The sequence below is a fragment of the Stenotrophomonas sp. Steno-Z10-BAI genome (assembly GCF_056393115.1).
In genome coordinates this window covers 305,479-328,941 of sequence record NZ_JBWJOZ010000003.1, presented here as the reverse complement: position 1 = coordinate 328,941, position 23,463 = coordinate 305,479, and the positions used below count along the sequence as shown (strand labels likewise).

General features: G+C 67.7%; 24 protein-coding genes. 17 read left to right on the top strand and 7 right to left on the bottom strand.

Annotated features, from left to right (window positions below):
- Positions 1-53: 53 nt before the first annotated feature.
- Genes AC06E9_RS10315 through AC06E9_RS10305 form a run of 3 tightly spaced genes read left to right on the top strand, consistent with a single transcriptional unit; the run spans position 54 to position 1,392 of the window.
- Positions 54-629, top strand: a complete 576-nt coding sequence (locus tag AC06E9_RS10315; RefSeq protein ID WP_478056013.1) for an RNA polymerase sigma factor — start codon at positions 54-56, stop codon at positions 627-629.
- Positions 626-961 (top strand): hypothetical protein, encoded by a 336-nt coding sequence (locus AC06E9_RS10310; protein WP_478056011.1) that lies wholly within the window; start codon positions 626-628, stop codon positions 959-961. The genes AC06E9_RS10315 and AC06E9_RS10310 overlap by 4 nt, the downstream gene beginning before the upstream one ends.
- Positions 961-1,392 carry a DUF3106 domain-containing protein gene (locus tag AC06E9_RS10305; RefSeq protein WP_478056010.1) on the top strand — a complete coding sequence of 144 codons (432 nt, stop codon included), beginning with the start codon at positions 961-963 and terminating at the stop codon, positions 1,390-1,392. Before AC06E9_RS10310 ends, AC06E9_RS10305 begins: the two co-directional genes overlap by 1 nt.
- A 79-nt stretch (positions 1,393-1,471) precedes the next feature.
- Here the strand turns inward: AC06E9_RS10305 and AC06E9_RS10300 are convergent, their stop codons facing one another.
- Both AC06E9_RS10300 and AC06E9_RS10295 read right to left on the bottom strand, forming a co-directional pair.
- Positions 1,472-2,554 carry an NAD(P) transhydrogenase subunit alpha gene (locus AC06E9_RS10300; RefSeq protein ID WP_152153908.1) on the bottom strand — a complete coding sequence of 361 codons (1,083 nt, stop codon included), beginning with the start codon at positions 2,552-2,554 and terminating at the stop codon, positions 1,472-1,474.
- Positions 2,555-2,625: 71 nt separating this feature from the next.
- Entirely contained in the window at positions 2,626-4,944 is a 2,319-nt protein-coding gene (locus AC06E9_RS10295; protein WP_152153906.1) for a DUF1631 domain-containing protein, read from the bottom strand.
- Between the two features lie 331 nt (positions 4,945-5,275).
- Between AC06E9_RS10295 and AC06E9_RS10290 the strand changes: the two genes are divergently transcribed.
- Genes AC06E9_RS10290 through AC06E9_RS10275 form a run of 4 tightly spaced genes read left to right on the top strand, consistent with a single transcriptional unit; the run spans position 5,276 to position 8,168 of the window.
- Positions 5,276-5,851 (top strand): nitroreductase family protein, encoded by a 576-nt coding sequence (locus AC06E9_RS10290; protein WP_478056009.1) that lies wholly within the window; start codon positions 5,276-5,278, stop codon positions 5,849-5,851.
- A gap of 1 nt (position 5,852) precedes the next feature.
- On the top strand, positions 5,853-6,818 hold the full coding sequence (locus AC06E9_RS10285; protein ID WP_226956695.1) for a 5'-3' exonuclease: 966 nt from the start codon (positions 5,853-5,855) through the stop codon (positions 6,816-6,818).
- Positions 6,815-7,366 carry an NUDIX hydrolase gene (locus AC06E9_RS10280; protein ID WP_121044619.1) on the top strand — a complete coding sequence of 184 codons (552 nt, stop codon included), beginning with the start codon at positions 6,815-6,817 and terminating at the stop codon, positions 7,364-7,366. Before AC06E9_RS10285 ends, AC06E9_RS10280 begins: the two co-directional genes overlap by 4 nt.
- A complete protein-coding gene (locus AC06E9_RS10275) occupies positions 7,359-8,168 on the top strand; it encodes an N-formylglutamate amidohydrolase (RefSeq protein ID WP_478056008.1) in 810 nt (269 codons plus the stop codon). Before AC06E9_RS10280 ends, AC06E9_RS10275 begins: the two co-directional genes overlap by 8 nt.
- Before the next feature lie 101 nt (positions 8,169-8,269).
- On the opposite strand, the gene AC06E9_RS10270 is transcribed toward AC06E9_RS10275, so the two are convergent.
- On the bottom strand, positions 8,270-9,706 hold the full coding sequence (locus AC06E9_RS10270) for an MFS transporter (protein WP_121044623.1): 1,437 nt from the start codon (positions 9,704-9,706) through the stop codon (positions 8,270-8,272).
- A 110-nt stretch (positions 9,707-9,816) separates the two neighbouring features.
- On the opposite strand from AC06E9_RS10270, the gene AC06E9_RS10265 reads away from it, so the two are divergent.
- Positions 9,817-10,704, top strand: a complete 888-nt coding sequence (locus AC06E9_RS10265) for a LysR family transcriptional regulator (RefSeq protein WP_152153898.1) — start codon at positions 9,817-9,819, stop codon at positions 10,702-10,704.
- 90 nt (positions 10,705-10,794) lie between these two features.
- Here AC06E9_RS10265 and pip read toward each other — a convergent pair whose 3' ends face one another.
- Both pip and prmC read right to left on the bottom strand, forming a co-directional pair.
- On the bottom strand, positions 10,795-11,739 hold the full coding sequence (gene pip, locus AC06E9_RS10260) for a prolyl aminopeptidase (RefSeq protein WP_478056007.1): 945 nt from the start codon (positions 11,737-11,739) through the stop codon (positions 10,795-10,797).
- Positions 11,740-11,841: 102 nt separating this feature from the next.
- Positions 11,842-12,690, bottom strand: coding sequence for a peptide chain release factor N(5)-glutamine methyltransferase (gene prmC, locus AC06E9_RS10255; RefSeq protein WP_478056049.1), 849 nt, complete (start codon positions 12,688-12,690; stop codon positions 11,842-11,844).
- Between the two features lie 427 nt (positions 12,691-13,117).
- Here prmC and ahpC point away from each other — a divergent pair, with 427 nt between their 5' ends.
- The 5 genes from ahpC (at position 13,118) to AC06E9_RS10230 (ending at position 18,034) form a co-directional block, all read left to right on the top strand.
- Positions 13,118-13,681, top strand: a complete 564-nt coding sequence (ahpC, locus tag AC06E9_RS10250) for an alkyl hydroperoxide reductase subunit C (protein WP_121044636.1) — start codon at positions 13,118-13,120, stop codon at positions 13,679-13,681.
- A 151-nt stretch (positions 13,682-13,832) separates the two neighbouring features.
- Positions 13,833-15,425: an alkyl hydroperoxide reductase subunit F gene (gene ahpF, locus AC06E9_RS10245; RefSeq protein WP_478056006.1), complete on the top strand. Its 1,593-nt coding sequence runs from the start codon at positions 13,833-13,835 to the stop codon at positions 15,423-15,425.
- Between the two features lie 91 nt (positions 15,426-15,516).
- Positions 15,517-16,473, top strand: coding sequence for a DNA-binding transcriptional regulator OxyR (gene oxyR, locus AC06E9_RS10240; RefSeq protein ID WP_121044642.1), 957 nt, complete (start codon positions 15,517-15,519; stop codon positions 16,471-16,473).
- Positions 16,474-16,611: 138 nt separating this feature from the next.
- Complete coding sequence (gene rnk, locus AC06E9_RS10235) at positions 16,612-17,019, top strand: nucleoside diphosphate kinase regulator (protein ID WP_019182413.1); 408 nt, start codon at positions 16,612-16,614, stop codon at positions 17,017-17,019.
- 52 nt (positions 17,020-17,071) lie between these two features.
- A complete protein-coding gene (locus AC06E9_RS10230) occupies positions 17,072-18,034 on the top strand; it encodes a transaldolase (protein ID WP_478056005.1) in 963 nt (320 codons plus the stop codon).
- A gap of 245 nt (positions 18,035-18,279) precedes the next feature.
- Here the strand turns inward: AC06E9_RS10230 and msrA are convergent, their stop codons facing one another.
- Both msrA and AC06E9_RS10220 read right to left on the bottom strand, forming a co-directional pair.
- The gene (gene msrA / locus AC06E9_RS10225; RefSeq protein ID WP_183073807.1) at positions 18,280-18,933 is read right to left on the bottom strand and encodes a peptide-methionine (S)-S-oxide reductase MsrA; all 654 of its coding nucleotides are present in this window, start codon (positions 18,931-18,933) and stop codon (positions 18,280-18,282) included.
- Positions 18,934-18,963: 30 nt separating this feature from the next.
- The gene (locus tag AC06E9_RS10220) at positions 18,964-19,230 is read right to left on the bottom strand and encodes a putative signal transducing protein (protein ID WP_121042819.1); all 267 of its coding nucleotides are present in this window, start codon (positions 19,228-19,230) and stop codon (positions 18,964-18,966) included.
- A 191-nt stretch (positions 19,231-19,421) separates the two neighbouring features.
- Between AC06E9_RS10220 and AC06E9_RS10215 the strand changes: the two genes are divergently transcribed.
- The 4 genes from AC06E9_RS10215 (at position 19,422) to AC06E9_RS10200 (ending at position 23,463) form a co-directional block, all read left to right on the top strand.
- Entirely contained in the window at positions 19,422-21,170 is a 1,749-nt protein-coding gene (locus AC06E9_RS10215; RefSeq protein ID WP_121042817.1) for a glutamine--tRNA ligase/YqeY domain fusion protein, read from the top strand.
- Positions 21,171-21,372: 202 nt separating this feature from the next.
- Positions 21,373-21,933, top strand: a complete 561-nt coding sequence (locus tag AC06E9_RS10210) for a nucleoside deaminase (protein ID WP_121042815.1) — start codon at positions 21,373-21,375, stop codon at positions 21,931-21,933.
- Positions 21,934-21,957: 24 nt separating this feature from the next.
- Positions 21,958-23,004 carry a 23S rRNA (cytidine(2498)-2'-O)-methyltransferase RlmM gene (gene rlmM / locus AC06E9_RS10205; protein ID WP_121042813.1) on the top strand — a complete coding sequence of 349 codons (1,047 nt, stop codon included), beginning with the start codon at positions 21,958-21,960 and terminating at the stop codon, positions 23,002-23,004.
- A 63-nt stretch (positions 23,005-23,067) separates the two neighbouring features.
- Positions 23,068-23,463, top strand: a complete 396-nt coding sequence (locus AC06E9_RS10200; RefSeq protein ID WP_478056004.1) for an EF-hand domain-containing protein — start codon at positions 23,068-23,070, stop codon at positions 23,461-23,463.

The window sequence follows — 23,463 nt, the reverse complement described above, 5'->3', positions numbered from 1 at the left end:
CCGCGGCCGCCCTGGGGCGTTCTCACGGTATCCCCCTGCCGGACCGCTACCCTGTGCTGGTGAGCTCTCCCCTACCGTCGATGGATGCTGAACTGCCCGCCCCTGCCGAAGCGGCGCTGCCGGTGTCGCTGGATGCCTTCCTGGCCGGCATCGGCCCGCGCGCGTTCCGCTTCGCCGAGGCCGGCCTGCGCCAGCGCGACGACGCGCTGGATGCGGTGCAGGACAGCATGTTGAAGATGCTCGGCTACCGCGACAAACCCGCCGCCGAATGGGCACCGCTGTTCTGGAGCATCCTGCGCCGCCGCGTCGTGGATCTGCAGCGGCGCCGTGGCTTCCGCCTCAAGTTCTGGCGCAGCAGCGACGAGGCCGGCGGCGAGCATGACATCGACTGGGCCGACCACGCGCCCGGCCCGGCCCAGGCCCATGAGCAGCGCGATCAGTACGCACAACTGGTGCAGGCGCTGCGGGAGCTGCCCGCGCGCCAGCGCGAGGCCTTTACCCTGCGCGTACTGCAGGACCTGGACGGCGCCACCACGGCCAAGGCCATGGGCTGCAGCGAAGGCGCGGTCAAAACCCATCTTTCGCGCGCCCGCCAGGCGCTGCAGCAGTCTTTGGAGATCGCCCTGTGAACCGCCCCCTGCCCCCTTCGATGCATGACGATGCCGCCCTGCGGCAGCTGCATGCGCAGGCGTTGGATACGCTATCGCCGGCCACGCTGGCGCGGCTGCGCAGCGCGCGTCATGGCGCCTCGCCCGCCAAGCGACATGCGCCGTCCTGGTGGATGGCCACCGCCTGTTCGGCGGTGGTCGCGCTCGCGTTGGGCTACAGTTTCCTCCTCGGCGAATCGACCGCCCCGCCGACACCGGTGGTGGCGAGCGCGGCCGATGACGGCAGCGACGTTCTCGACGAAAATCCCGATCTGTATGTGTGGCTGGGCAGTACCGACCTGGCAATGGAGTGATGATGAAACTGCGACTGTCCCTGGGGCTGATGTTGCTGACGCTGAGTGCGGCCGGCTGGGCGCAGACCGCCCCGCTGCCGGACTGGGACACACTCAGCCCGCAGCAGCGCGAAGCGTTGATCGCGCCCGTGCGTGACCGCTGGAACGACGCGCCGGCGCCGCAACGCGAGCGCATGCTGCAGCACGGCCAGCGCTGGCTGGCCATGACCCCGGAGCAGCGCGCGCAGGCGCACCGGGGCCGCCATCGCTTCGAGAACATGACGCCGGAGCAGCGCGAGCAGGCGCGCGCACTGTTCGGCCAGATGCGCAGCATGACGCCGGAGCAGCGGCAGGCGCTGCGCGACCGCTGGGCGCGGATGACCCCGGACGAACGCAAGGCCTGGCTCAAGGCCAACCCTGCGCCGACGCCGCCACCGCCGCCGAAGCGCTGAGCCGTTAACGGGGACAGCCGTTAACGGGGACCGTTAACGGGGACGGAGGGGATTATTAACTACCTCCGTCCCTGTTATTTCAGGCGGCGACCCAGCGGGTTTTGGCGAGCAGTTCGTCGTCCCAGTCGAAGGTGACCGCGCCGTCTTTCAGGAACAGCGCAACGAAGTTGTAAACGTTGCGGGCGTACATCTCGCTGGCATGCACTGCGCCCTGGCTGGCCAGGTTGAGCGGGCCATCGATGAGCACGCCGTCCAGATCCACTACCTCGCCCGGTTGGGTGGCTTCGCAGTTGCCGCCGGTTTCGGCGGCGAGGTCGACGATCACGCTGCCCGGCTTCATCCCCCGCGCCATCGCGGTACTGACGATTTTCGGCGCTGGCCGCCCGGGCACCGCGGCGGTGCAGATCACCACGTCCACGGTGCGCAGGTGCTCGCCAAGGCGACGCTGCTGCTCGGCACGCTCTTCATCGGTCAACGGCCGCGCGTAGCCACCTTCGCCGACCGCGCTCACGCCCAGATCCAGGAATTTGCCGCCCAGCGATTCGATCTGCTCGCGGGTTTCCGGGCGCACATCGAAGCCTTCCACCTGCGCACCAAGACGACGGGCGGTAGCAATCGCCTGCAGGCCGGCCACACCGGCACCGACCACCAGCACCTTGGAAGGACGGATCGTGCCGGCGGCGGTGGTGAGCATCGGGAAGAAGCGCGGCGCGCGCTGGGCCGCGATCAGGGTGGCCTTGTAACCGGCCATGCCGGCCTGCGAACTGAGGACATCCATCGATTGGGCGCGCGTGGTGCGCGGCAGACGCTCCAGCGGGAACGCCTGCAGGCCACGTGACTGGATCAGGCCCGCGCGTTCGGCATCGGCCTGCGGGTGCAGCATGCCGATCAGGCTGGCACCGGATTTCAGCCGGGCAAGGCGGTCATTGGACGGTGGCTGCACGCACAGCACAATGTCGGCCTGGGCCAGGCGGGTGTCATCGGCGGGCTGGGCGCCCACGTCCTGATAGACCGCATCAGGGAAGCCCGCCGCCAGCCCGGCACCGGGTTCGAATGCGACGCTCGCCCCCAGCGCGATCAACTTGCGCGCCGTTTCCGGCGTCATCGCCACGCGCCGTTCCCCCGGCGCATGTTCCTTTACCACCAACACCTCGACAGCCATGCCTGTCCCCGACGATCAGCGGAATGTGGGCTGATCGTAACCTGATCGTCCGGCCAGAGTGGCCCCCGGGGTCAATGCACGGTGGCGTTCTTGGTATCCAGGCGATCGATCACACCCTGCATGGCACTGTCGAAGGCGCCATCGTCGATATGCGCGCGCAGGCGGCCCAGGCGCACCATCACGGCCAGTTCTTCCGGCGAGGCGACGCAGAACCGCACCCCGCGCCGGTTGACGAACAGCAGGCGCTGCGAAATCGGGCTCACCCAGGACAGCTTGCCGGCCTGGACCTTGCCGTCCTTGTCGACGAAATCCAGCCAGCTGCCGATCTCCAGGCCGCGGAAGCGGTCGGCATCGGCATTGTCGAAATCGCTGACATCCACCTTGCTGCCCAGCTGCACCGCCGCCGATTCCTGCGCCGGCGGCGAAGGCAACGCCACCTGCGGCAGCTCGGGCAGCGCGCGTTCCAGTTCGGGGCGCGATTCGGCGATGCCCTGCAGGGTGTCGTGCAGCGCGTCGATGGCACTGGTGGCCGCGTCGGCATGCACACCGACACTGGCGAAGACCTTGCGCAGCGCGGGGTGCCAGGCCTGCAGCCACGGCTTGCCGACGATATGCCGGCGCGCCTCGGCCACCTCATCCAGCATCCCATCGGCCAGGCCCAGTGCCTCACCGACCGAGGCGCCGTCTTCGCCTTCGCGCAGCACGGTCAGGGTCAGGTGGTGCTGCCAGGGCTGGCGCAGGAATTCACCGATCGCCTGCGGCAAGGTGGTGTCGCCAATCCGCCGGTCCAGCTCGGTGCTGGCCCGCTGGCGCGCCATTTCGAGCTTTTCCTGGCCGCGCTGGGTCTCGGCGGCACGGCGCTCGGCGATCTCGATCCGGCGCCGGTGCTGGGTCAGGAACTCGCGGAATTCTTCTTCCAGGGTCAGGAAGATCGCCAGGTTCTCGTTGAACTCGGCCACCAGGCGCTCGATGATCTCCTCGACCTTGCCCATCAGCACGCGCTCGGCCTGGCTTTCGCCGGTGTTGCCTTCGCAGGCCTCGGCCAGCGAGTTGAGCAGCTTGCGCGCCGGGTGGGTCTTCTGCACGAACATGCGGCGGTCGAGCATGGCCACCTTGACGAAGGGTACCACCAGCCGGCCGATCAGCTCGCGCGAGCGGCCCTCCAGGTCGCGCTCATCGAGCATCACGTCGAACAGCATGCCGACCAGATCGATCGCGTCTTCATCCTGCGGGTCCAGCCGCGCCTGCGCGGGATCGACCCCGAGCCGGGTCGCGCCGGACAGCACTTCACTCTTCAACCGCTGTGCCAGCGACTCACCGTCTTCACCGATCGCCGCGCGCAGGGTCGCACTGGGCGTGGCCTGCAGCAGCGACAGCACCGACATCATTTCGCGCTGGCTCAGCGGGCGTTGCTGGCCGACCGCGACGCTGGCCGCCGAGGTGGCGTCCTCGCGTACATGACGGGTCTGCTGCAGCAATTCGTGCAGGGCATCAAGCAGCATGCCCTGGTTGCCGCCGAGGCTGTCACCGCCCTCGCCCGGGCCTTCATGTGCTGCATGCGGTCCGCCCTGGAGGCGGCCACGGCTCTCGGCCCAGCGGTCGGCGAAGCGACGGGCCCAGGCCGGTGCCTGGCCCTCTTCGCCCGCCGATCCCATGCTGCTCTCGGGCTCAAAACCCTCGAAGGCATCGCGGTCCTCGCGCGGCGGCGATGGCGCGCGCGCGGCAGGCCGGCGCGCGGCCATCTGCGGCATCACGCCCGCTGCGGCCAGTTGTTCATCCAGGTACTCGTAACGCTTGCCGATCGGCTGCTGCAGATCGCGCTCGCACAACTTGATGAGCACCAGCCGCACTTCCGGGGCCAATTCACAATCGGCGAAAGCCTCGTGGATCGCCACACCGAGGTGCTCGGGGCTGATCGGATTGGTATCGGCCTGCAGTTCCAGCCCCCCGGCGATCATGCCCAGGCGGCGGTCCAGACGCGACAGTACCGGCTTGAAGTCACGCAGCAGCACGGTGGCGAAATTGCGCACCGCCAGCCGGGACTCCAGTACGTGTTCGGGCACCAGGCTCAGCCCATCCTCGATCTGGCCGGCCAGGGTGGCCTCGGCAGACAGCGGCTCGCCCCGCTCCAGCGCCTCCCAGGCCTGGGCCAGGTGGGCGCGGAAGCCAGCCACGATGTCGTCCCGGCGGCGGCGCAGCTCGCGCATGCCATCCAGGAACAGCAACTGCGACGCGCCGGCGGTACCGGCACGGTCAAACAGCACGTCATCGAAGCGCGCCAGCACCGTCGAGAACGACTCGACCAGCCCCGGCAGCACGGCCTCACGGGCCATCGTCAACAACGCCGGGTCACGGCCCGGGTGCCCCCCTACATTGGGCGTGGCAATCATGCGAAAAGGCTCCCCACCCTCGCAGGCACTGAGTACAACATGGATACAACGAACGCCGGCGCACCCCATGCGCCCACGTTCGGATGGTAGGCCGGCCGACCGGTCAGAGACAGTGAAACAGTCGACACTTTAAACCTCGTTACCGGTGGCCCGGCAGGCTTTGTATCGTAAGCGGAGCAGGCCGTGGAAGCGAGTACAGCCACGTGAAGGAAGTCCGCTGATTAGGTGATGTTCATCACGTTTTGTCGCAAATTGCACCGAGATCGCCCAAGGCCGTGTCACAAACGGGCGCGACTATAATCGGGGCACCGTGAAGCCAGATTGAGAGCCCATGTCCGTCCCCCCCGCTCTGCACGCCCTGGACGCCCGCCGTTCGGTCCCCGCCAAGCAACTGGGTGAACCCGGGCCCGACCCGGTGACCCTGATGCGGATGCTGGGCTCGGCCGTACGCGTGCCGGACCACGGCAAGCTGGTGCCGTACCGCTTCCTGCGGATTGCCGGCGATGCACGTCACAGTCTGGGCGCCTTCCTGGCCCAGCGCGCCGTCCAGCGCGACCCCCAGGTCTCACCGGCCCAGTTGGACAAAGACCGCCAACGCTTCTCCCACGCCCCGCTGATCATCACCGTCATCGCCAGCCCGCGCCCGAACCCCAAGGTGCCGGAGGCCGAGCAGCTGATGACCGCCGGCTGCGTCTGCTTCGCCCTGCTGCAGGCCGCGCAGGCGCTTGGCTTCGGCGCGCAGTGGCTGACCGCCTGGATGGCCTTCGACCCGGCGGTGCACGCCCACCTGGGCCTGGCCGAGGGTGAGCAGATCGCCGGCTTCATCCATATCGGCACGCCGAAGACCGCGGTCCCCGAACGCGAGCGCCCCGACCCGGCCGCGCTGCTGCAGGACTGGGAGGGCTGAGATGTCCGCCCTTCCCGCCGGCCCCGGCATGGCGCCGCCGCCGCTGCGTGCGCCGCTGTACCTGGTCGATGCCAGTCTGTACGTGTTCCGCGCGTGGCATTCGATGCCCGATGAGTTCCAGGATCAGCAGGGCTGGCCGACCAATGCCGTGCACGGCTTCGCGCGCTTCCTGCTCGACCTGCTCGAGCGCGAACGCCCCGCCAACATCGCCATCGCCTTCGATGAAGCCCTGGACAGCTGCTTCCGGCACCGGATCTACGCGGCCTACAAGGCCAACCGCGATCCCGCGCCGGACGCGCTGCGCCGCCAGTTCGCCCACTGCAAGGCGTTGTGCACCGCGCTCGGCCTGGCGGTGCTGGCCCACCACGAGTACGAGGCCGATGACCTGATCGGCAGCGCCCTGCATGCACGCCGCGATGCCGGCATGCGCGGGGTGATCATCTCCGCCGACAAGGATCTGTCGCAGTTGCTGTTCGAGCATGACGAACAGTGGGATTACGCGCGCAACCAGCGCTGGGGCATGGCCGGTGTCAAAGCCCGCCACGGCGTGCATGCGCACCAGATCGCCGATTACCTGGCCCTGTGCGGTGATGCGGTCGACAACATCCCGGGCGTGACCGGGGTGGGGGCTAAATCCGCTGCGGTGCTGCTGGCCCATTTCGGCAGCCTGGACGTGCTGTACGAGCGCCTGGATGAAGTGCCCTTCCTGCGCCTGCGCGGCGCGGCGCAGATGGCAGTGCGACTGCGCGAACAGCGCGAGCATGCGCTGCTGTGGCGCCAGCTGACCACCATCGCGCTGGATGCGCCGCTGGACGGTGCCGCCGTCGATTTCAGCCGGGGCGTGGCCGATGCACAGATGCTGCAGGGCCTGTGCGATGCACTGCGGTTCGGGCCGTTGACCCGCCGCCGCCTGTTCACCGCCGCCGGCCTGTCCGATTCCTCTTCCGTTGCCAGCGAGTTCGCATGAGCCCCAATACGCAAGCCCCGAAGGTCGTTTTTGAAGGCAAGTACCAGCGCATGGTGGTGCGCGGCACGTGGGAGTACAGCGAGCGCACCCACGCCGGCGGCCTGGCCGCGATCATCATCGCAGTCACCCCGGACGACACGGTGCTGTTCGTCGAACAGTTCCGCGTGCCGCTGCAGGCCAGGACCATCGAAATGCCGGCCGGCCTGGTCGGCGACATCGATGCCGGCGAGTCGATCGAGGTCTCGGCCGTGCGCGAGCTGGAGGAAGAAACCGGCTGGACCGCCGATCACGCCGAGGTGCTGATGATCGGCCCGACCTCCTCCGGTGCCAGCAGCGAAAAGATCGCCTTCGTGCGTGCCACCGGCCTGCGCAAGGTCGGCGAGGGCGGTGGCGATGCCAGCGAAGACATCACCGTGCACGCGATTCCGCGCACCCGCGCCGCCGCCTGGCTGGTCGAGAAGATGGGCCAGGGCTATGAGCTGGACGCCAAGCTGTGGGCCGGCCTGTGGATGATCGAACATCACCTGGACGGCACCCCGCGTGGCTGATGCGTTCACCCCTCCGCACACCGGGGCATCACTGCTGGGGCCGGCCGACCCGGCGCCGTTCACCGTGCATCAGGCGCAGGGCCGCTCGCCCTATCTGCTGATCGCCGACCATGCCGGCCAGCAGGTGCCGGCGTCACTGGCCGGCCTCGGCCTGCCGCAGCACGAGCTGGACCGCCACATCGGCTGGGACATCGGCATCGCCGGGGTCACGGTTGAACTGGCGCGCCTGCTCGATGCGTGGGCGATCACGCAGACCTACTCGCGGCTGGTGATCGATTGCAACCGGCCGTTGGCGTCGCCCACGCTGATGCCGGCGGTCAGTGACCTCACCGTCGTACCCGGCAACCAGCGCCTGTCAGCGCTGCAGCGCCAGCAGCGCATCGAGGAGATCCATGCGCCCTACCATGCACGCATCGATGCCGAGCTGGACACCCGCCAGGCGCAGGCCCGGCCAACGCTGCTGGTGATGATGCACAGCTTCACCCCGGCGATGAATGATGCCGCGCGGCCCTGGCATGCCGGCGTGCTGTACCACCGGGACACGCGCTTTGCGCTTGCGCTGCTGCAGGCGCTGCGCGAAGAAGGCGACCTCGTGGTGGGCGACAACCAGCCCTACGCGGTCAGCAGCACCAGCGACTATGCCGTGCCGGTGCATGGCGAAGGCCGCGGGCTGGTGCACGTGGAGCTGGAGATCCGCCAGGACCTGATTGCCGATGCCGCCGGCCAGTTGGCCTGGGCGCAGCGCTTGGCCCGCATCTTCACCGCCCTGCAGCCGCAGCTGGTCGCCTTGCCGCCTGGGTGATGCCGGCCGTCAGCCGGCGGCGCATCGAGGCGAGCCAAGGCGTATCCACGCATGGCGTGGATCTACGGGTGGGCCGCACGAACGCGCCCACCCGCGCGGGTTCATTCGAGGCACGGCCTGACAGGCACGGCCTCCGGCTGCGGCCGCAGCCACAGCGCCACGGCCACACCCAGCAGCGCGAACAACGCTGCACCGTACTGCGCATGGATCATGCCCTGCAGCGCCGCCTCACTGCTGGCGCCGGCACTGCCACGACCGGCATTGGCCACCATCACCAGCAGCGCCAGGCCCAGCGCGCCGCCAATCTGCTGCGCCGTGGCAGCCATGCCCGAAGCCACGCCCTGCTGCGCGGCGGGCACGCCCTGCCCGGCCACGATCCACATCGCCGTCCAGGTGATGCCCTGGCCAAGGCTGAGCACCACGATGCCCGGCAGCAGCGCCCAGTAGGTCGCGCCGTACGGCAGCGCGACGGCGACCGCGGCGATGCCGATCGCGCCGGCCAGCATGCCCACCGTCAGCACCTGGCGCGGCGAACGCTGCGCGAGCATGCGCTCGGCGATGCGGATGCCGAAGGTGCACACCAGGGTCGGCGGCAGGAACGCCAGGCCCGCCTGCAGCGCGCTCCAGCCGTAGCCATCCTGGTAGTACAGCGCCAGGAAGTAGTACTGCACGCCGTAGCTGCTCATGAACAGCATCGTCAGCAGCATCGCCGCACGCAGGCTGCGCAGGCGCAGCAGCGAGAACTGCATCAGCGGGTCGCGGCTGCGGCGTTCGATCTGCACGAAGGCGGCCAGCATCACTGCCGACACGAGCAGGCAGATCAGCGTGAGCGGCGCCGACCAGCCCCATTCCGGGCCCTGCACCAGGGTGGTCACCAGCAGGCTGCCGCCGAGGGTCACGGTGACGCAGCCAGCCAGATCGAACGAGCGGCCCGCCAGCGGCGCAGGATCGCGCGGCAGCCACCAGCCGCCCAGCAGCGCGCAGCCACCGGCGAACGGCACGATCACCAGCAGTACCGAGGCCCACCCGAAGCTCTGGGTCAGCACGCCGCCGAGCAGCGTGCCCAAGGCCAGGCCGCCGGCGCTGGCCATCGACCAGATCGCCAGCGCGCGATTGCGCGGCGCGCCTTCGGCGTAGATCGTGTTGATCAGCGCCAGCGTGGCCGGGAACAGCAACGCCGCGCCGATGCCCTGCACCGCGCGGGCCGCGATCAGCAGCCACGCACTGTTGCTGAAACCACCGACCAGCGAGGCCAGCGCGAACAGCGCCATGCCCAGCCGATAGACCCGGCGGCGACCGAGCAGATCAGCCGCCCGGCCGCCCAGCAGCAGGCACCCGCCGAAGGCCACCGTGTAGCCGCTGACGATCCACTGCAGCTGCTGGGCATTGATGCGCAGCTGCGCGCCCATCTCGTGCAGGGCGACGAAGATGATCGTGGAATCCAGCGCGATGATCAGCTGGGCGGTGGCCAGCAACGCCAGGGCCAGGCGAGGAAATGCGGGCGCCGGCGCGCCAGCGGGAGACAGGGGGGAGGTCATGCCGACTCGGTACTGCGTAAGAAGGTGGGCAGTCTCATTGATGACGCTGCAGAAATAAACCCGGATACTTCGATATCTGTCATGCATATCCGCATGAATCGGAGACATCCATGGACCTCAATGCCGTGCGCATGCTGGTGCAGGTGGCCGACGCGCGCAGCTTCACCGTCGCCGCCGGGCAGCTGGGGATCAGCCAATCCGGGCTGTCACGGGCGATCAGCCGGCTGGAGAGTGCCCTGGGTGTGCGGCTGCTTCACCGCAATACCCGCAACGTCAGCCTGACCCCGGATGGCCGCCAGTTCGTCGAGCACTGCGCGCCGCTGCTGAGTGGGCTGGAGGATGCCGAGCGCCGGCTGGGTGATCGCCCCTCCACACCCTCGGGCGTGTTGAAGCTGACGGCGCCCTCGATGTTCGGGCGCAAAGTGCTGGTGCCGCTGGCCGGGCAGTTGATGGCGGCGCACCCGCAGCTGCAGTTCGAGCTGGTGCTCAACGACCGGCTGGTCGATCTGGTCGAAGAAGGCTTCGATGCCGCACTGCGCACCGGGCCGATCAGCGACGTGCGGATGGTGGCCCGCCCCCTGCGGCCGTTGAACTGGGTCACGGTCGCCTCCCCGGCTTACATCGCGCAGCACGGGGAACCGGCCACGGTGGATGCGCTGCACGATCACGCCTGCCTGGCGGTGCGCAATCTGCGCAGCGGGCGGCTGGTGGATTGGCAGTTCCGCGAGGCAGAGGGCCAGCTGCGCGAGTTCACCCCGCCGGCGCGGACGGTGTTCGACAGCGGCGACCCGCTGGTGGAAGGGGCGCTGGCCGGGATCGGCATCGTGCAGGTGATGGATTTCGCGGTGGCCGATGCGCTGGCCGACGGGCGGCTGCAGCGGGTGCTGCAGCCCTTCGAGGGCCGCAGCCGGGTGCTGTCACTGGTGTATCCCCCCTCGCGGCAGGCCTCGCCGAAGCTGCAGGTGCTGGCGGAGGCGTTGTTGGCGGGGAACTGGTGATCTACCGCGCGACGCCAAGGTTGGCAGGGCGCCACCGCGCCGCGAGGGAACGCAGGACAAGTGCCGGCCGTTGGCCGGCACCCTCTTCCATCAACCCGCGAAACGATCCGTCGCCCGCACCAGCGCGTCGACATTCTCCGCTTCGAAGGCAGAGTGACCCGAGGCCGGGCTGATCTCCAGCGTCGAGTTCGGCCACGCCTTGTGCAGCTCCCACGCGCTCTGCAGCGGGCAGACCACGTCGTAGCGGCCATGCACGATCACGCCCGGGATATCGGCGATGCGGTGCGCGTCGCGCAGCAGCTGTTCTTCCACCTCGAAGAAGCCACCGTTGACGAAGTAGTGGTTCTCGATGCGGGCGAAGGCCAGCGCGAACTGCGGATCCTGATGGCTGTTCACGAAGTCGTCGTCCACGTGCAGGAAGCTGGTGGCGCCTTCCCACACACTCCACGCCTTGGCCGCGGCCAGGCGGGTGGCTTCATCGTCGCTGGTCAGGCGGCGGTGGAAGGCCGAGATCAGATCGTGGCGCTCCACGGCCGGGATCGGCTGGAGGTAGTACTCCCACGCATCCGGGAACAGGCGGTTGGCGCCTTCCTGGTAGAACCACTCCAGCTCCCAGCGGCGCAGCATGAAGATGCCGCGCAGGACCAGTTCGGTCACGCGCTGCGGGTGGGTCTGCGCGTAGGCCAGCGCCAGGGTCGAGCCCCAGCTGCCGCCGAAGACCTGCCAGCGGTCCACCTTCAGGTGCACGCGCAGTTTCTCGATGTCGGCGACCAGGTCCCAGGTGGTGTTGTCGACCAGGTCCGCATGCGGCGTGGAACGGCCGGCACCGCGCTGGTCGAACAGGATGATCCGGTACTTGGCCGGGTCGTGGAACTGGCGCATTTTGTCGCTGCAGCCGCCGCCCGGGCCACCGTGCAGCATCACCACCGGCTTGCCGTCGGGATTGCCGCACTGCTCGAAGTACAGCGTATGGCGGTCATCGACCTTCAGGGTGCCGACGTCGTAAGGGGTGATGGCGGGATACAGCGTACGCATGACAGGAACTCCATGTGGAATGACAGTCGCCGCATCACGCTGCGCGGCGGCCCGGTGGACAGGCCATTCTAGCCTCGGGGTCGCCGCAGGGCCGGCACGCACTCAGGCGGGCAGACAGCCCAGGCTCACCCGGTCGCGCTGTTCCAGATCGTGCTCAGTGGCGACCGACTGGAAACCGGCGTCCCGCAGCAGCGCGCGGATCGCCTCGCCCTGGTCCCAGCCGTGTTCGATCAGCAGCCAGCCGCCGGGAAGCAGGTGTGCTGCTGCACCGGCGATGATCAGCCGGATGTCGTCCAGCCCATCAAGACCGGCGGCCAGCGCGGTGGCCGGTTCGAAGCGCAGATCGCCCTGCGCCAGGTGCGGGTCGTCGCTGGCGATGTACGGGGGATTAGTGGCGATCAGATCGAAGCGCTCACCCGCCAGCGGCGCGTACCACGCACCCTGCCGGAACTGGACGTTGCCCAGTGCGTGGCGCTGCGCGTTGCGTGCCGCCACCGCCAGGGCCGCCTCGCTGAGGTCGGTCGCCACTACCCCGGCCTGCGGCCGTTCGCTGGCCAGCGCCAGCGCGATCGCGCCACTGCCGGTGCCAAGGTCGGCGACCCGCAAGGCGGTAGCGTCGGGCAACCGTGCCAGCGCCAGCTCGACCAGCAGCTCGGTCTCCGGGCGCGGGATCAGGGTGGCCGGGCTGACCTCAAGATCCAGGGTCCAGAAGCCGCGGCGGCCCAGCAGGTACGCCACCGGCTCGCCGGCCAGGCGTTTGGCCAGCAGCGCCTCGAACGCCGCCACCTGCGCCGGCTCGACCGGATCGGTGGCATGCGCGAACAGCCAGCTGCGCTCGCGTTCCAGCACGTGCAGCAGCAGCAGTTCGGCCTCATGGCGGCCTTCCACGCCGGGCAGGCGGGTGGCGGCGTCGGCGAGCAGCTGGCGGACAGGTGGCGGGGTGGCGGTCATGGCGGGACGGAGCAACATCGGGGCGCGCAGTGTAGTGCACCGGCCCTTGCGCCCCGAGTGCGCGCGCCGGCCGTCCGCGACCGGCAGCTTGATTGAATCCAAGCATGGCAACTCACATATACATGCATGTGCACTATCGGTTTCCGCCTGACATCGGGCCGGATCGGCACCGCGTCGCCTGCGATCGTTCAGCTTTCCCCCACAACGAATATGCAGAAGCTATTGCACTGATCACACGTTCCGGCGCCCTGGTCATTGCGCTGCAACGGTTCTGACGGATCTGGCCCTCATCATTCATCGCAGGATCAGACCACTTTGATAGCCTATGACTATCGCATAGATGCAATCAATGGATTGTTCTTATGGGAACGGAGCCGCTAACCTGTGTTGGTCGCTTCACCCACCCCCTTCACCAAGAGGAACAACGATGTCGCTCATCAACACCCAGATCCAGCCGTTCGAAGCCAACGCCTACCAGAACGGCGAGTTCATCAAGGTCTCCGACAGCACCCTGAAGGGTCACTGGTCCGTGCTGATCTTCATGCCGGCCGCGTTCACCTTCAACTGCCCGACCGAGATTGAAGACGCCGCCGATCATTACGCCGAGTTCCAGAAGGCCGGCGCCGAGGTCTACATCGTCACCACCGACACGCACTTCTCGCACAAGGTGTGGCACGAAACCTCGCCGGCCGTCGGCAAGGCCCAGTTCCCGCTGGTCGGCGATCCGACCCACCAGCTGACCAACGCCTTCGGCGTGCACATTCCGGAAGAAGGCCTGGCCCTGCGCGGCACCTTCATCATCAACCCGGAAGGCGTGATCAAGACCCTGGAGATCCACTCCAACGAGATCGCCCGTGACGTCTCCGAGACCCTGCGCAAGCTGAAGGCTGCCCAGTTCACCGCCGCCAACCCGAACCAGGTGTGCCCGGCGAAGTGGAAGGAAGGCGAAAAGACCCTGACCCCGTCGCTGGACCTGGTCGGCAAGATCTAAGCCGCTCCTCATCCCCATCCCCGCCCGCCGGGGATGGGGGTGAACCCAAGCCGGTGCCCCACGCGCCGGTTTCGGTTCACCCCCATGTCGCGCAGATGCACCCGCGGGGTGCGTCGACGCTGCCCCCTTGCCTGATTCAAGGAGTTTTTCGATGTTGGATGCCAACCTCCAGTCCCAGCTGAAGACCTATCTGGAACGTGTCACCCGTCCGATCCAGATCACGGCGCACGTGGATGACGGCGCCAAGTCGCAGGAAATGCTCGAGCTGCTGAACACGCTGACCACGCTCTCCACGCAGATCCGCCTGGACGTGCGTCGCGACAGCAACGAGCGCACGCCCTCCTTCGCACTGACCACGCCGGGCCAGGACATCCATCTGGTGTTCGCGGGCCTGCCGATGGGCCATGAGTTCACCTCGCTGGTGTTGGCGCTGCTGCAGGTCGGTGGTCACCCGTCCAAGGCCACCGCCGAGCTGATCGAGCAGGTGCGCAATCTGGAGGGCGAGTACCGCTTCGAAACCTATTTCTCGCTGTCCTGCCAGAACTGCCCGGACGTGGTCCAGGCACTGAACCTGGCAGCGGTGTTGAACCCGCGCATCCAGCACGTGGCGATCGATGGCGGCCTGTTCCCAGCCGAGGTCGAAGCGCGCCAGATCATGTCCGTGCCGACCGTGTACCTCAACGGCGAGGTGTTCGATCAAGGCCGCATGACGCTGGAGCAGATCGTGGCCAAGCTGGACACCGGCGCTGGCAAACGCGATGCCGAAAAGCTGAGCGCCAAGGCCCCGTTCGATGTGCTGGTGGTGGGCGGTGGTCCGGCCGGTGCAGCCGCGGCGATCTATGCCGCACGCAAGGGCATCCGCACCGGTGTGGCCGCTGAACGTTTCGGTGGCCAGGTGCTGGATACGATGGCGATCGAGAACTTCATTTCCGTCAAGGGAACCGAAGGTCCGAAGCTGGCCGCGGCGCTGGAACAGCATGTGCGCGAGTACGACGTGGACATCATGAACCTGCAGCGCGCCACCGCGCTGGTGCCCGCCGGCGATGACGGCCTGGTCGAGATCAAACTGGAGAATGGCGCGTCGCTGAAGTCGCGCTCGGTCATCTTGTCCACCGGTGCGCGCTGGCGCCAGATGAACGTGCCGGGCGAAGATCAGTACCGTAACAAGGGCGTGGCGTACTGCCCGCATTGCGACGGTCCGTTGTTCAAGGGCAAGCGCGTGGCGGTGATCGGCGGTGGCAACTCCGGCGTGGAAGCGGCGATCGATCTGGCGGGTCTTGTGACGCATGTGACCCTTCTGGAATTTGATGACAAACTGCGGGCCGATGAAGTACTGCAGAAGAAGCTGCGCAGTCTGGGCAACGTCACCATCATCACCAGCGCCCTGACCCAGGAAGTGCTGGGCGATGGCCAGAAAGTGACGGGCCTGGTCTACCAGGACCGCGTCGGTGGCGATTCGCACCGGGTGGAACTGGAAGGCATCTTCGTGCAGATCGGTCTTCTGCCGAATACCGAGTGGTTGAAGGACACGGTGGCCCTGTCACCGCGTGGCGAGATCCTGATCGACGACCGCGGCCAGACCAGCGTGCCGGGTGTCTTCGCCGCAGGCGATTGCACGACCGTTCCGTACAAGCAGATCGTCATCGCGATGGGCGCCGGTTCCACTGCGGCACTGAGCGCCTTTGATCACCTGATCCGCACCTCCGTTCCCAAGAGCAGCGGCGCTGTCGCCGAAGCTGCCTGAAACGTCCGGTTCCCGGTTCGCCGGGAACCTTGTCTGTCTGCTGGGTAAGCCACGCCATCACCCGGTCCATTACCGTTAGAGGTCCAAGGAAATGAACCTACGTGATTTGAAGTATCTGGTGGCGCTGGCCGACCACCGCCATTTCGGCAAGGCGGCCGCCGCCTGCTTCGTCAGCCAACCCACCCTGTCCACCCAGATCCGCAAGCTCGAGGACGAGCTGGGGTTGCCGCTGGTGGAGCGTGCACCGCGCAAGGTCATGCTCACCCCGGCCGGGGTGGAAGCGGCCGCGCGTGCCCGCACCATCGTGGCCGAGGTGGAGCAGATGAAAGAAGCCGCGCGGCGCAGTCGCGATCCGGAAGCCGGCACGGTGCGGCTGGGGATCTTCCCCACGCTGGGGCCGTACCTGCTGCCGCACGTGATCCCCAACATCCGCGAACGCTTCCCGCAACTGGAACTGCTGCTGGTCGAGGAAAAGAGCGACGAGCTGCTGACCCGCCTGCGCGAAGGCAAGCTGGATGCCGCCCTGTTGGCCCTGCCGCTGGATGATGACCAGCTGCACGCCGAGTTCCTGTTCGAAGAGCCCTTCCTGCTGGCGGTCTCCCAGCAGCACCCGCTGGCACGCCGCCAGCATCTGGATGTACAGGAACTGTCCTCGCAGAAGCTGTTGCTGCTGGAAGACGGGCACTGCCTGCGCGACCAGGCGCTGGCGGTCTGCCGGTTGTTCGGTGCCAACGAAAAATCGGAGTTCCGCGCGACCAGCCTGGAGACGCTGCGGCAGATGGTGGCCGCCGATGTGGGCATCACCCTGCTGCCGACGCTCTCGGTCAAGCCGCCGGTGCCGCGCTCGGACAACATCCGCCTGCTGGATTTCAGTGGCGATGACCGTCCCAGCCGCCGCATCGCGATGGCCTGGCGCCGCAGTTCGGCGATGACCGGCTTCCTGGAGCAACTGGCCCAGCAGTTCAAACGGCTGCCGCAGGGCCTGTTCGCACTGGAGACGACCGATGTCCCGGCGGTCGCGGCCACGCCGCTTCCACGCGCCGGCTGAGCCTGGCTGAACCGGCCGGCGGGGCCGATATGCCGGACGGGTCGCATCCGTCTACGATTGTCAGCACAATAGAACGAGGCGGTGCCAGCAGGCGCCGCCTTTTTGCATGGGTCTTCCACAAACGCAAGGAGCTACACCATGTCCACTTCCAGCGGACTGCCCCCTTCGATCATCGTTTCAAGCCACGACATGGACCGCCTGGATGCCATGCTCGAGTCTCCCGCCGTCAGCCAGACCCCGGCCGGGATCGCCCTGGCCGAGGAACTCAACCGCGCGACCGTTGTGGCGCCGGACCAGGTTCCCGAGGGCACCGTCATGATGCATTCGCGCGTAGAGTGCGAAGATGAGCTGCAGAACGAAAAGCACGTTCTGACGCTGGTCTATCCGCGTGAAGCCGATGTTGAACAGGGCAAGGTATCGATCCTGGCACCGGTGGGCACCGCCCTGCTCGGCCTGTCGATCGGCCAGACCATGGATTGGGTGGCACCGGGCGGGCGCAAGCTGCGCCTGCGGGTGACCGCCGTCCATCACCAGCCCCACGCCTGACCCTGCCTGCTGCGATCCGCGCAGGTTCCACCGTTTCGTCCCAGGAGTTGCAATGAGCACCGTTTCGCTGTCCAAACTCTCCCAGCTGCGTGATCTGTCCGTGGTGGTTGCCGATACCGGCGACTACGAGGCGATCAAGCGCTTGAAGCCGGTCGACTGCACGACCAACCCCACCCTGGTGAAGAAAGCGCTGGACCTGCCGGTGTATGCCGATCTCATCGAGAGCGCGCTGGCCTGGGGCCGCGAGCAGACGGGTGAGCGCGAGACCATCGTGCACGCGGTGGCCGATCGCCTGACCGTGGGCGTGGGCACCCTGCTCAGCACGCTGGTGCCGGGCCGGGTCTCGACCGAGGTCGATGCCGACCAGGCACATGACACCGCGGCCACGGTGGCCAAGGCGCGCCAGTTCATCGCCATGTACGAAGCGGCCGGCGTGCCGCGCAGCAAGGTGCTGATCAAGATCGCGGCAACCTGGGAAGGCGTGGAAGCGGCGCGCCAGCTGCAGGCCGAAGGGATCGACTGCAACCTGACGCTGATCTTCAATCCGACCCAGGCGCTGGCCTGCAGCGAGGCCGGGGCGTTCCTGATCTCGCCGTTCGTGGGCCGCATCCTGGATTGGTACGTGGCCAACGGCCAGGCGCCGGCCAGCATCGATGAAGACCCGGGCGTGGTGTTCGTGCGCGGCGTGTATGCCGAGTTCAAGCGCCGCGGTTCGCCGACGGTGGTGATGGGCGCGTCGTTCCGTTCGACGGCGCAGATCGAGGCGCTGGCAGGCTGCGATCGCCTGACGATTTCACCGGATCTGCTGGAAAAGCTGGACGCCGATCACGGTGAGTTGCCGCGCAGGCTGGTGGCCGGTGCGGCCGAGTCTGTGCAGGTGACGCCGATCGATGGTGCGCGGTTTGCGGCGGATCTGGCGGCCGATCCGATGGCGACGGAGAAGCTGGCGAGCGGTATCGATGCGTTCGCCAAGGATCTGGACGCGTTGCGGCAGACGATCCGCGAGCGGCTGTAAGCGCTGGCGGTTGGATGGCTGCACGACAAAAGGCCCCGCTCATGCGGGGTCTTTTGTTTTTGGCGCGTATGGCAACGGCAACGGCAACGGCAACGGCTCACTCTCGTTGGGGTTGGCGCGGTGTGGGTGGGTTTGCTGGACGCGCCGTCGACACATGGCTGGTGCGTTGGGGAGAGCAGTAGCGCGCGAGCCTAGGGCTGTCTGCTGGACCTGGTAGAGCCGACCGTTGGTCGGCTCTGGGGGTATCAGGCGTCCACGCCGATGGGGCAGCTGACGCCAGTGCCGCCGATGCCGCAGTAGCCGTTGGGGTTCTTGGCCAGGTACTGCTGGTGGTAGTCCTCGGCGTAGTAGTACGCGGGCGCGGGGAAAACGATATCGGTGGTGATGGGGCCGTAACCGCTGTCGTTGAGGCGCTGCTGGTAGGCGTCGCGGCTGGTCAGAGCGGCGTCGTGCTGGGCCTGGGTGGTGGCGTGGATCGCGGAGCGGTACTGGGTGCCGGTGTCGTTGCCCTGGCGCATGCCCTGGGTGGGGTCGTGGCTTTCCCAGAAGACCTGGAGAAGGCGTTCGAGGGTGACGATGGCGGGGTCGTAGACGACCTCGACGATTTCGGTGTGCCCGGTGAGGCCGGAGCAGACTTCTTCGTAGGTGGGGTTCGGGGTGACGCCGCCGGCGTAGCCGACCGAGGTCGAGTAGACGCCCGGGATGGTCCAGAATTTGCGCTCCGCGCCCCAGAAACAGCCCATGGCGAAGCGGATGCGCTCCAGGCCGGTGAAGCTGTCTTTCAGCGGGTGGCTGTTGACGTAATGCTGGTTGTGCAGCAACGGCAGGGGCTGCTCGCGGCCGGGCAACGCTTCTTCCGGGCGCGGCAGGCGCTGCTTGAAGGCGCCGATGCCCAACAGACCGTTTCCAAGACCCAACATGGCGTTCTCCTAGGCCGGCAACAGGCCGGCGCTTTCGTCTCCGTCGAATATGGGGTCGTCCGGGGCCGCGCCCAAGTCCAGCCGGGCGACGATGTCTTCCGCTTCGGGACGGGCCAGATCGGGGACACACACGCGCAGGACGCCGAACAGCGGGAGCTCGCCCATGCCACCCAGCAGCGATTCGCCGAAGACGAAGGCGGGGATGCCGGCGTCCTCCAGGGCGTGTTTGACCAGATGGGCGTCGAACAGGTTGTCGGCCTGGTAGATCACGTGCATGGGTGGGCTCCGGAGGGCATGGGCCCAGCATACGCCCGGGGGCTGAAGGCGTGCCGACCCAGCGAAGGAGCCGGGTGGTGCCGGCCTGCGAAAGGCGTGCCGACCAACGGTCGGCACCTACCCGTTTAGCCTGTCGCCTTGCGACAGGCTAAACTGTTGGTCTTTCTGCCTTTTAACTGCGACCGCGCATCATGTCCGAGCCTACCGCCGCCCCCACCGACGCCCTTCCGGAAGCCCAGGAAAAACGGGATTTCATCCGTCAGATCGTCCGCGAGGACCTGGCCGCCGGCAAGCATGCCGCGATCAAGACGCGCTTCCCGCCCGAGCCCAACGGCTACCTGCACATCGGCCACGCCAAGTCGATCTGCCTGAACTTCGGCATCGCCGGTGAGTTCAACGGCGTGTGCAACCTGCGCTTCGACGACACCAACCCGGCCAAGGAAGATCCGGAGTACGTGGCCGCGATCCAGGATGACGTGCGCTGGCTGGGTTTTGAATGGAACGAGCTGCGCCATGCCTCGGATTACTTCGATGCCTACTACCTGGCCGCGCAGAAGCTGATCACCGATGGCAAGGCGTATGTGTGCGACCTGTCGGCCGAGGAAGTGCGTGCCTACCGCGGCACGCTCACCGAGCCGGGCCGTCCGTCGCCGTTCCGCGACCGTAGCGTCGAAGAGAACCTGGACCTGTTCCGCCGCATGCGCGCGGGCGAGTTCCCGGATGGTGCGCGCACCGTGCGCGCCAAGATCGACATGGCCAGCGGCAACATCAACCTGCGCGACCCGGCGCTGTACCGGATCAAGCATGTCGAACACCAGAACACCGGCACTGCGTGGCCGATCTACCCGATGTACGACTTCGCGCACGCGCTGGGCGATTCCATCGAAGGCATCACCCATTCGCTGTGCACGCTGGAGTTCGAAGATCACCGCCCGCTGTACGACTGGTGCGTGGACAACGTCGATTTCGCCCATCACGATGCACTGACCCAGCCGCTGGTCGATCGCGGCCTGCCGCGTGAAGCCGCCAAGCCGCGCCAGATCGAATTCTCGCGGTTGAACATCAACTACACGGTGATGAGCAAGCGCAAGCTGATGGCGCTGGTCACCGAGCAGCTGGTGGATGGCTGGGAAGATCCGCGCATGCCGACCCTGCAGGGCCTGCGTCGTCGTGGCTATACCCCGGCCGCGATGCGCCTGTTCGCCGAGCGCGTGGGCATCAGCAAGCAGAACTCGCTGATCGATTTCAGCGTGCTCGAAGGCGCGCTGCGCGAAGACCTCGACAGTGCTGCCGCACGCCGCATGGCGGTGGTCGATCCGGTCAAGCTGGTGCTGACCAACCTGCCCGAGGGTCACGAAGAGACCCTGACCTTCTCCAACCACCCCAAGGACGAGGCGTTCGGGACCCGCGAAGTACCGTTCGCACGTGAGCTGTGGATCGAGCGCGAGGATTTCGCTGAAGTCCCGCCAAAGGGCTGGAAGCGCCTGGTGCCCGGCGGCGAAGTGCGCCTGCGCGGGGCCGGCATCATCCGCTGCGATGACGTGATCAAGGATGCCGACGGCACCATCACCGAACTGCGCGGCTGGCTGGATCCGGAATCGCGCCCGGGCATGGAAGGCGCCAACCGCAAGGTCAAGGGCACCATCCATTGGGTCAGCGCCGTGCACGCGGTGCCGGCCGAGATCCGCCTGTACGACCGTCTGTTCTCGGTGGCCAACCCGGACGACGAATCCGAGGGCAAGACCTACCGCGATTACCTCAATCCGGACTCGCGCCGCACCGTCACCGGCTATGTCGAGCCGGCCGCAGCCACTGCGGCCCCGGAGCAGTCGTTCCAGTTCGAGCGGACCGGCTACTTCGTCGCCGATCGCCGCGATCACACCGCGGCAACGCCGGTGTTCAACCGCAGCGTGACCCTGCGCGATACCTGGTCGGCGTAAGCTGCACCCGGCCGGTGCCAGGCACCGGCCGCCCGATGTCACCTGCGCAGCCCTGCCATGGCAGGGCCTGCGCTCCAGCTCCCCTGCGACCGGCGCAGCCCTGCGCCGGCGTGCGCGTGGCCGTGTTCAGCGCGGGCACGGCATCCCTACGCGCGGCCCGATACACTGCCGCTGCGCCATCTTTGAAGAGGTTCATGTCCCGATGCTGTACGCGCAAGTCCATCTCACCCTGCCCGCCTGGATCCACGACCAGATCGATCTGGGCCGTGTCTATCCCGAGGATGCCGACAAGGTCGCGCTGGCGATCGAATTGTCGCGCCTGAATGTCGAGGCGCAGACCGGTGGCCCGTTCGGCGCCGTGGTGTTTGGGCCGGACCATCGTGTGATCGCCGCCGGCGTGAACCGCGTGGTCCCGCATACGACCTCGCTGGCGCACGCCGAGAACATGGCCTACATGCTGGCCCAGCAACGCCTGCAAACGCCACGCCTGAACGATGTGCTGTCGCCGATCACCCTGGCGACCTCCTCCCAGCCGTGCTGCCAGTGTTACGGCGCCACCATCTGGGCCGGTATCGATCGGCTGCTGATCGGTGCCAGCGCGCAGGACGTGGAAGAACTGACCCCGTTCGACGAGGGTCCGCTGCCGGCGGACTGGGTCGGCGAACTCAACACGCGTGGCATCGAGGTCGTGCGCGACATCGAGCGCGACGCTGCACGCGCGGTCCTGCGCCAGTACGGAGAGATCAACGGTGCCCATTACTGATATCCGCGCTTCGGGCGCGATGCGATGAGCGGCCTGCTGTGTCTGTGCCGCCAGGGCTTTGAACCGGAACTGGCCGCCGAGCTGTCCGAGCGCGCGGCGTATGCCAACGTCGCCGGCTATGCGCGCACCCAGCGCAATGACGGCTACGTGGTGTTCGTCACCGAGGAAGGTGCGGCGTTGTCCAAGGCCTTGTCCTGGCGCTCGCTGATCTTCGCCCGGCAGAAGCTGCAGGTGCTGGCCGAGCTGCCGCAGCTCGATGCCGCCGACCGCATCACCCCGATCATTGCCGCGCTTCAGGGGCAGCAACGCTTCGGCGACATGTGGGTCGAGCATCCGGACTCGGATGAAGGCAAGCCGCTGGCCGGCCTGGCCCGCGCATTCGGCAATGCACTGCGCCCGGCGCTGCGCAAGGCCGGCCTGCTGACCGACAAGCCGAACACCGGCCTGCCGCGCCTGCACATCGTGTTCGTCGATGGTCGCCATGCGTTTGTGTGCGTGGCCGATACCCGCGACAGCGCGCCGTGGCCGCTGGGCATCCCGCGCCTGAAGCTGCTGCCCGATGCGCCTTCGCGCTCGGCGCTGAAGCTGGATGAAGCCCTGCTCACCCTGATGACGCCGGAAGAGCGCGAGCTGCTGGTCAAGCCGGGCATGCGCGCGGCCGATCTGGGCGCTGCACCGGGTGGCTGGACGTGGGTGTTGACCCGCCAGCACGTGAAGGTGATCAGCGTGGACAACGGCCCGTTGCGCGAGCATGTGCTGGAGACCGGCCTGGTTGAACATCTGCGCGCCGATGGCTTCCACTGGCAGCCGGAGACCCCGCTGGACTGGATGGTCTGCGACATGGTCGAACAGCCGCGCCGCGTGGCCGAGCGCATGGCCACCTGGTTCCGCGAGGGCTGGTGCAAGCATGCGATCTTCAACCTCAAGCTGCCGATGAAAAAGCGCTGGGATGAAACCCGCCTGTGCCTGGAGCTGTTCCAGGAGCAGGCCGGCAAACCGCTGCACCTGCGCGCCAAGCAGCTGTATCACGACCGCGAAGAAATCACGGTGCTGGCTTCGCCGCTGCGCTGACCCACGCGCACCACCGGTAGAGCCGGGCACCCGGCGCCCCCACCTCAGATATACGGAGTTTCCATGCGACGCATATCCAGCCTCACCGTGCTGCTGTCCCTGCTGCCCGCGCTCGCCCTGGCCCAGGTCCGCACCCCGCCGCCGGCGGTCAGCGAACCGCTGCGCGAGGTGCCGGCCAGCGTGCGCGCGCAGCCGCTCTCGCAGGGAGAGGTGACCCATCAGGTGACGCTGGCCGCACCGGCCGGCGAAGCCGCGGTGACGGTGCGTTCGGTGCAGCCGGTGAGCGTGGTCGGTCAGTACCGCATCGCGTTCGCGGCGCTGGATGTCGACGGCGATGGCTTCATCAGCCGCGCCGAGGCGCAGGCCAACCCGACGCTGGCCGATGAATTCAACGCGCTGGACGTGAAGCGGCGCGGCACGCTGGACCGCGCCGATCTGGCCGGCTGGCTGATCGACTGA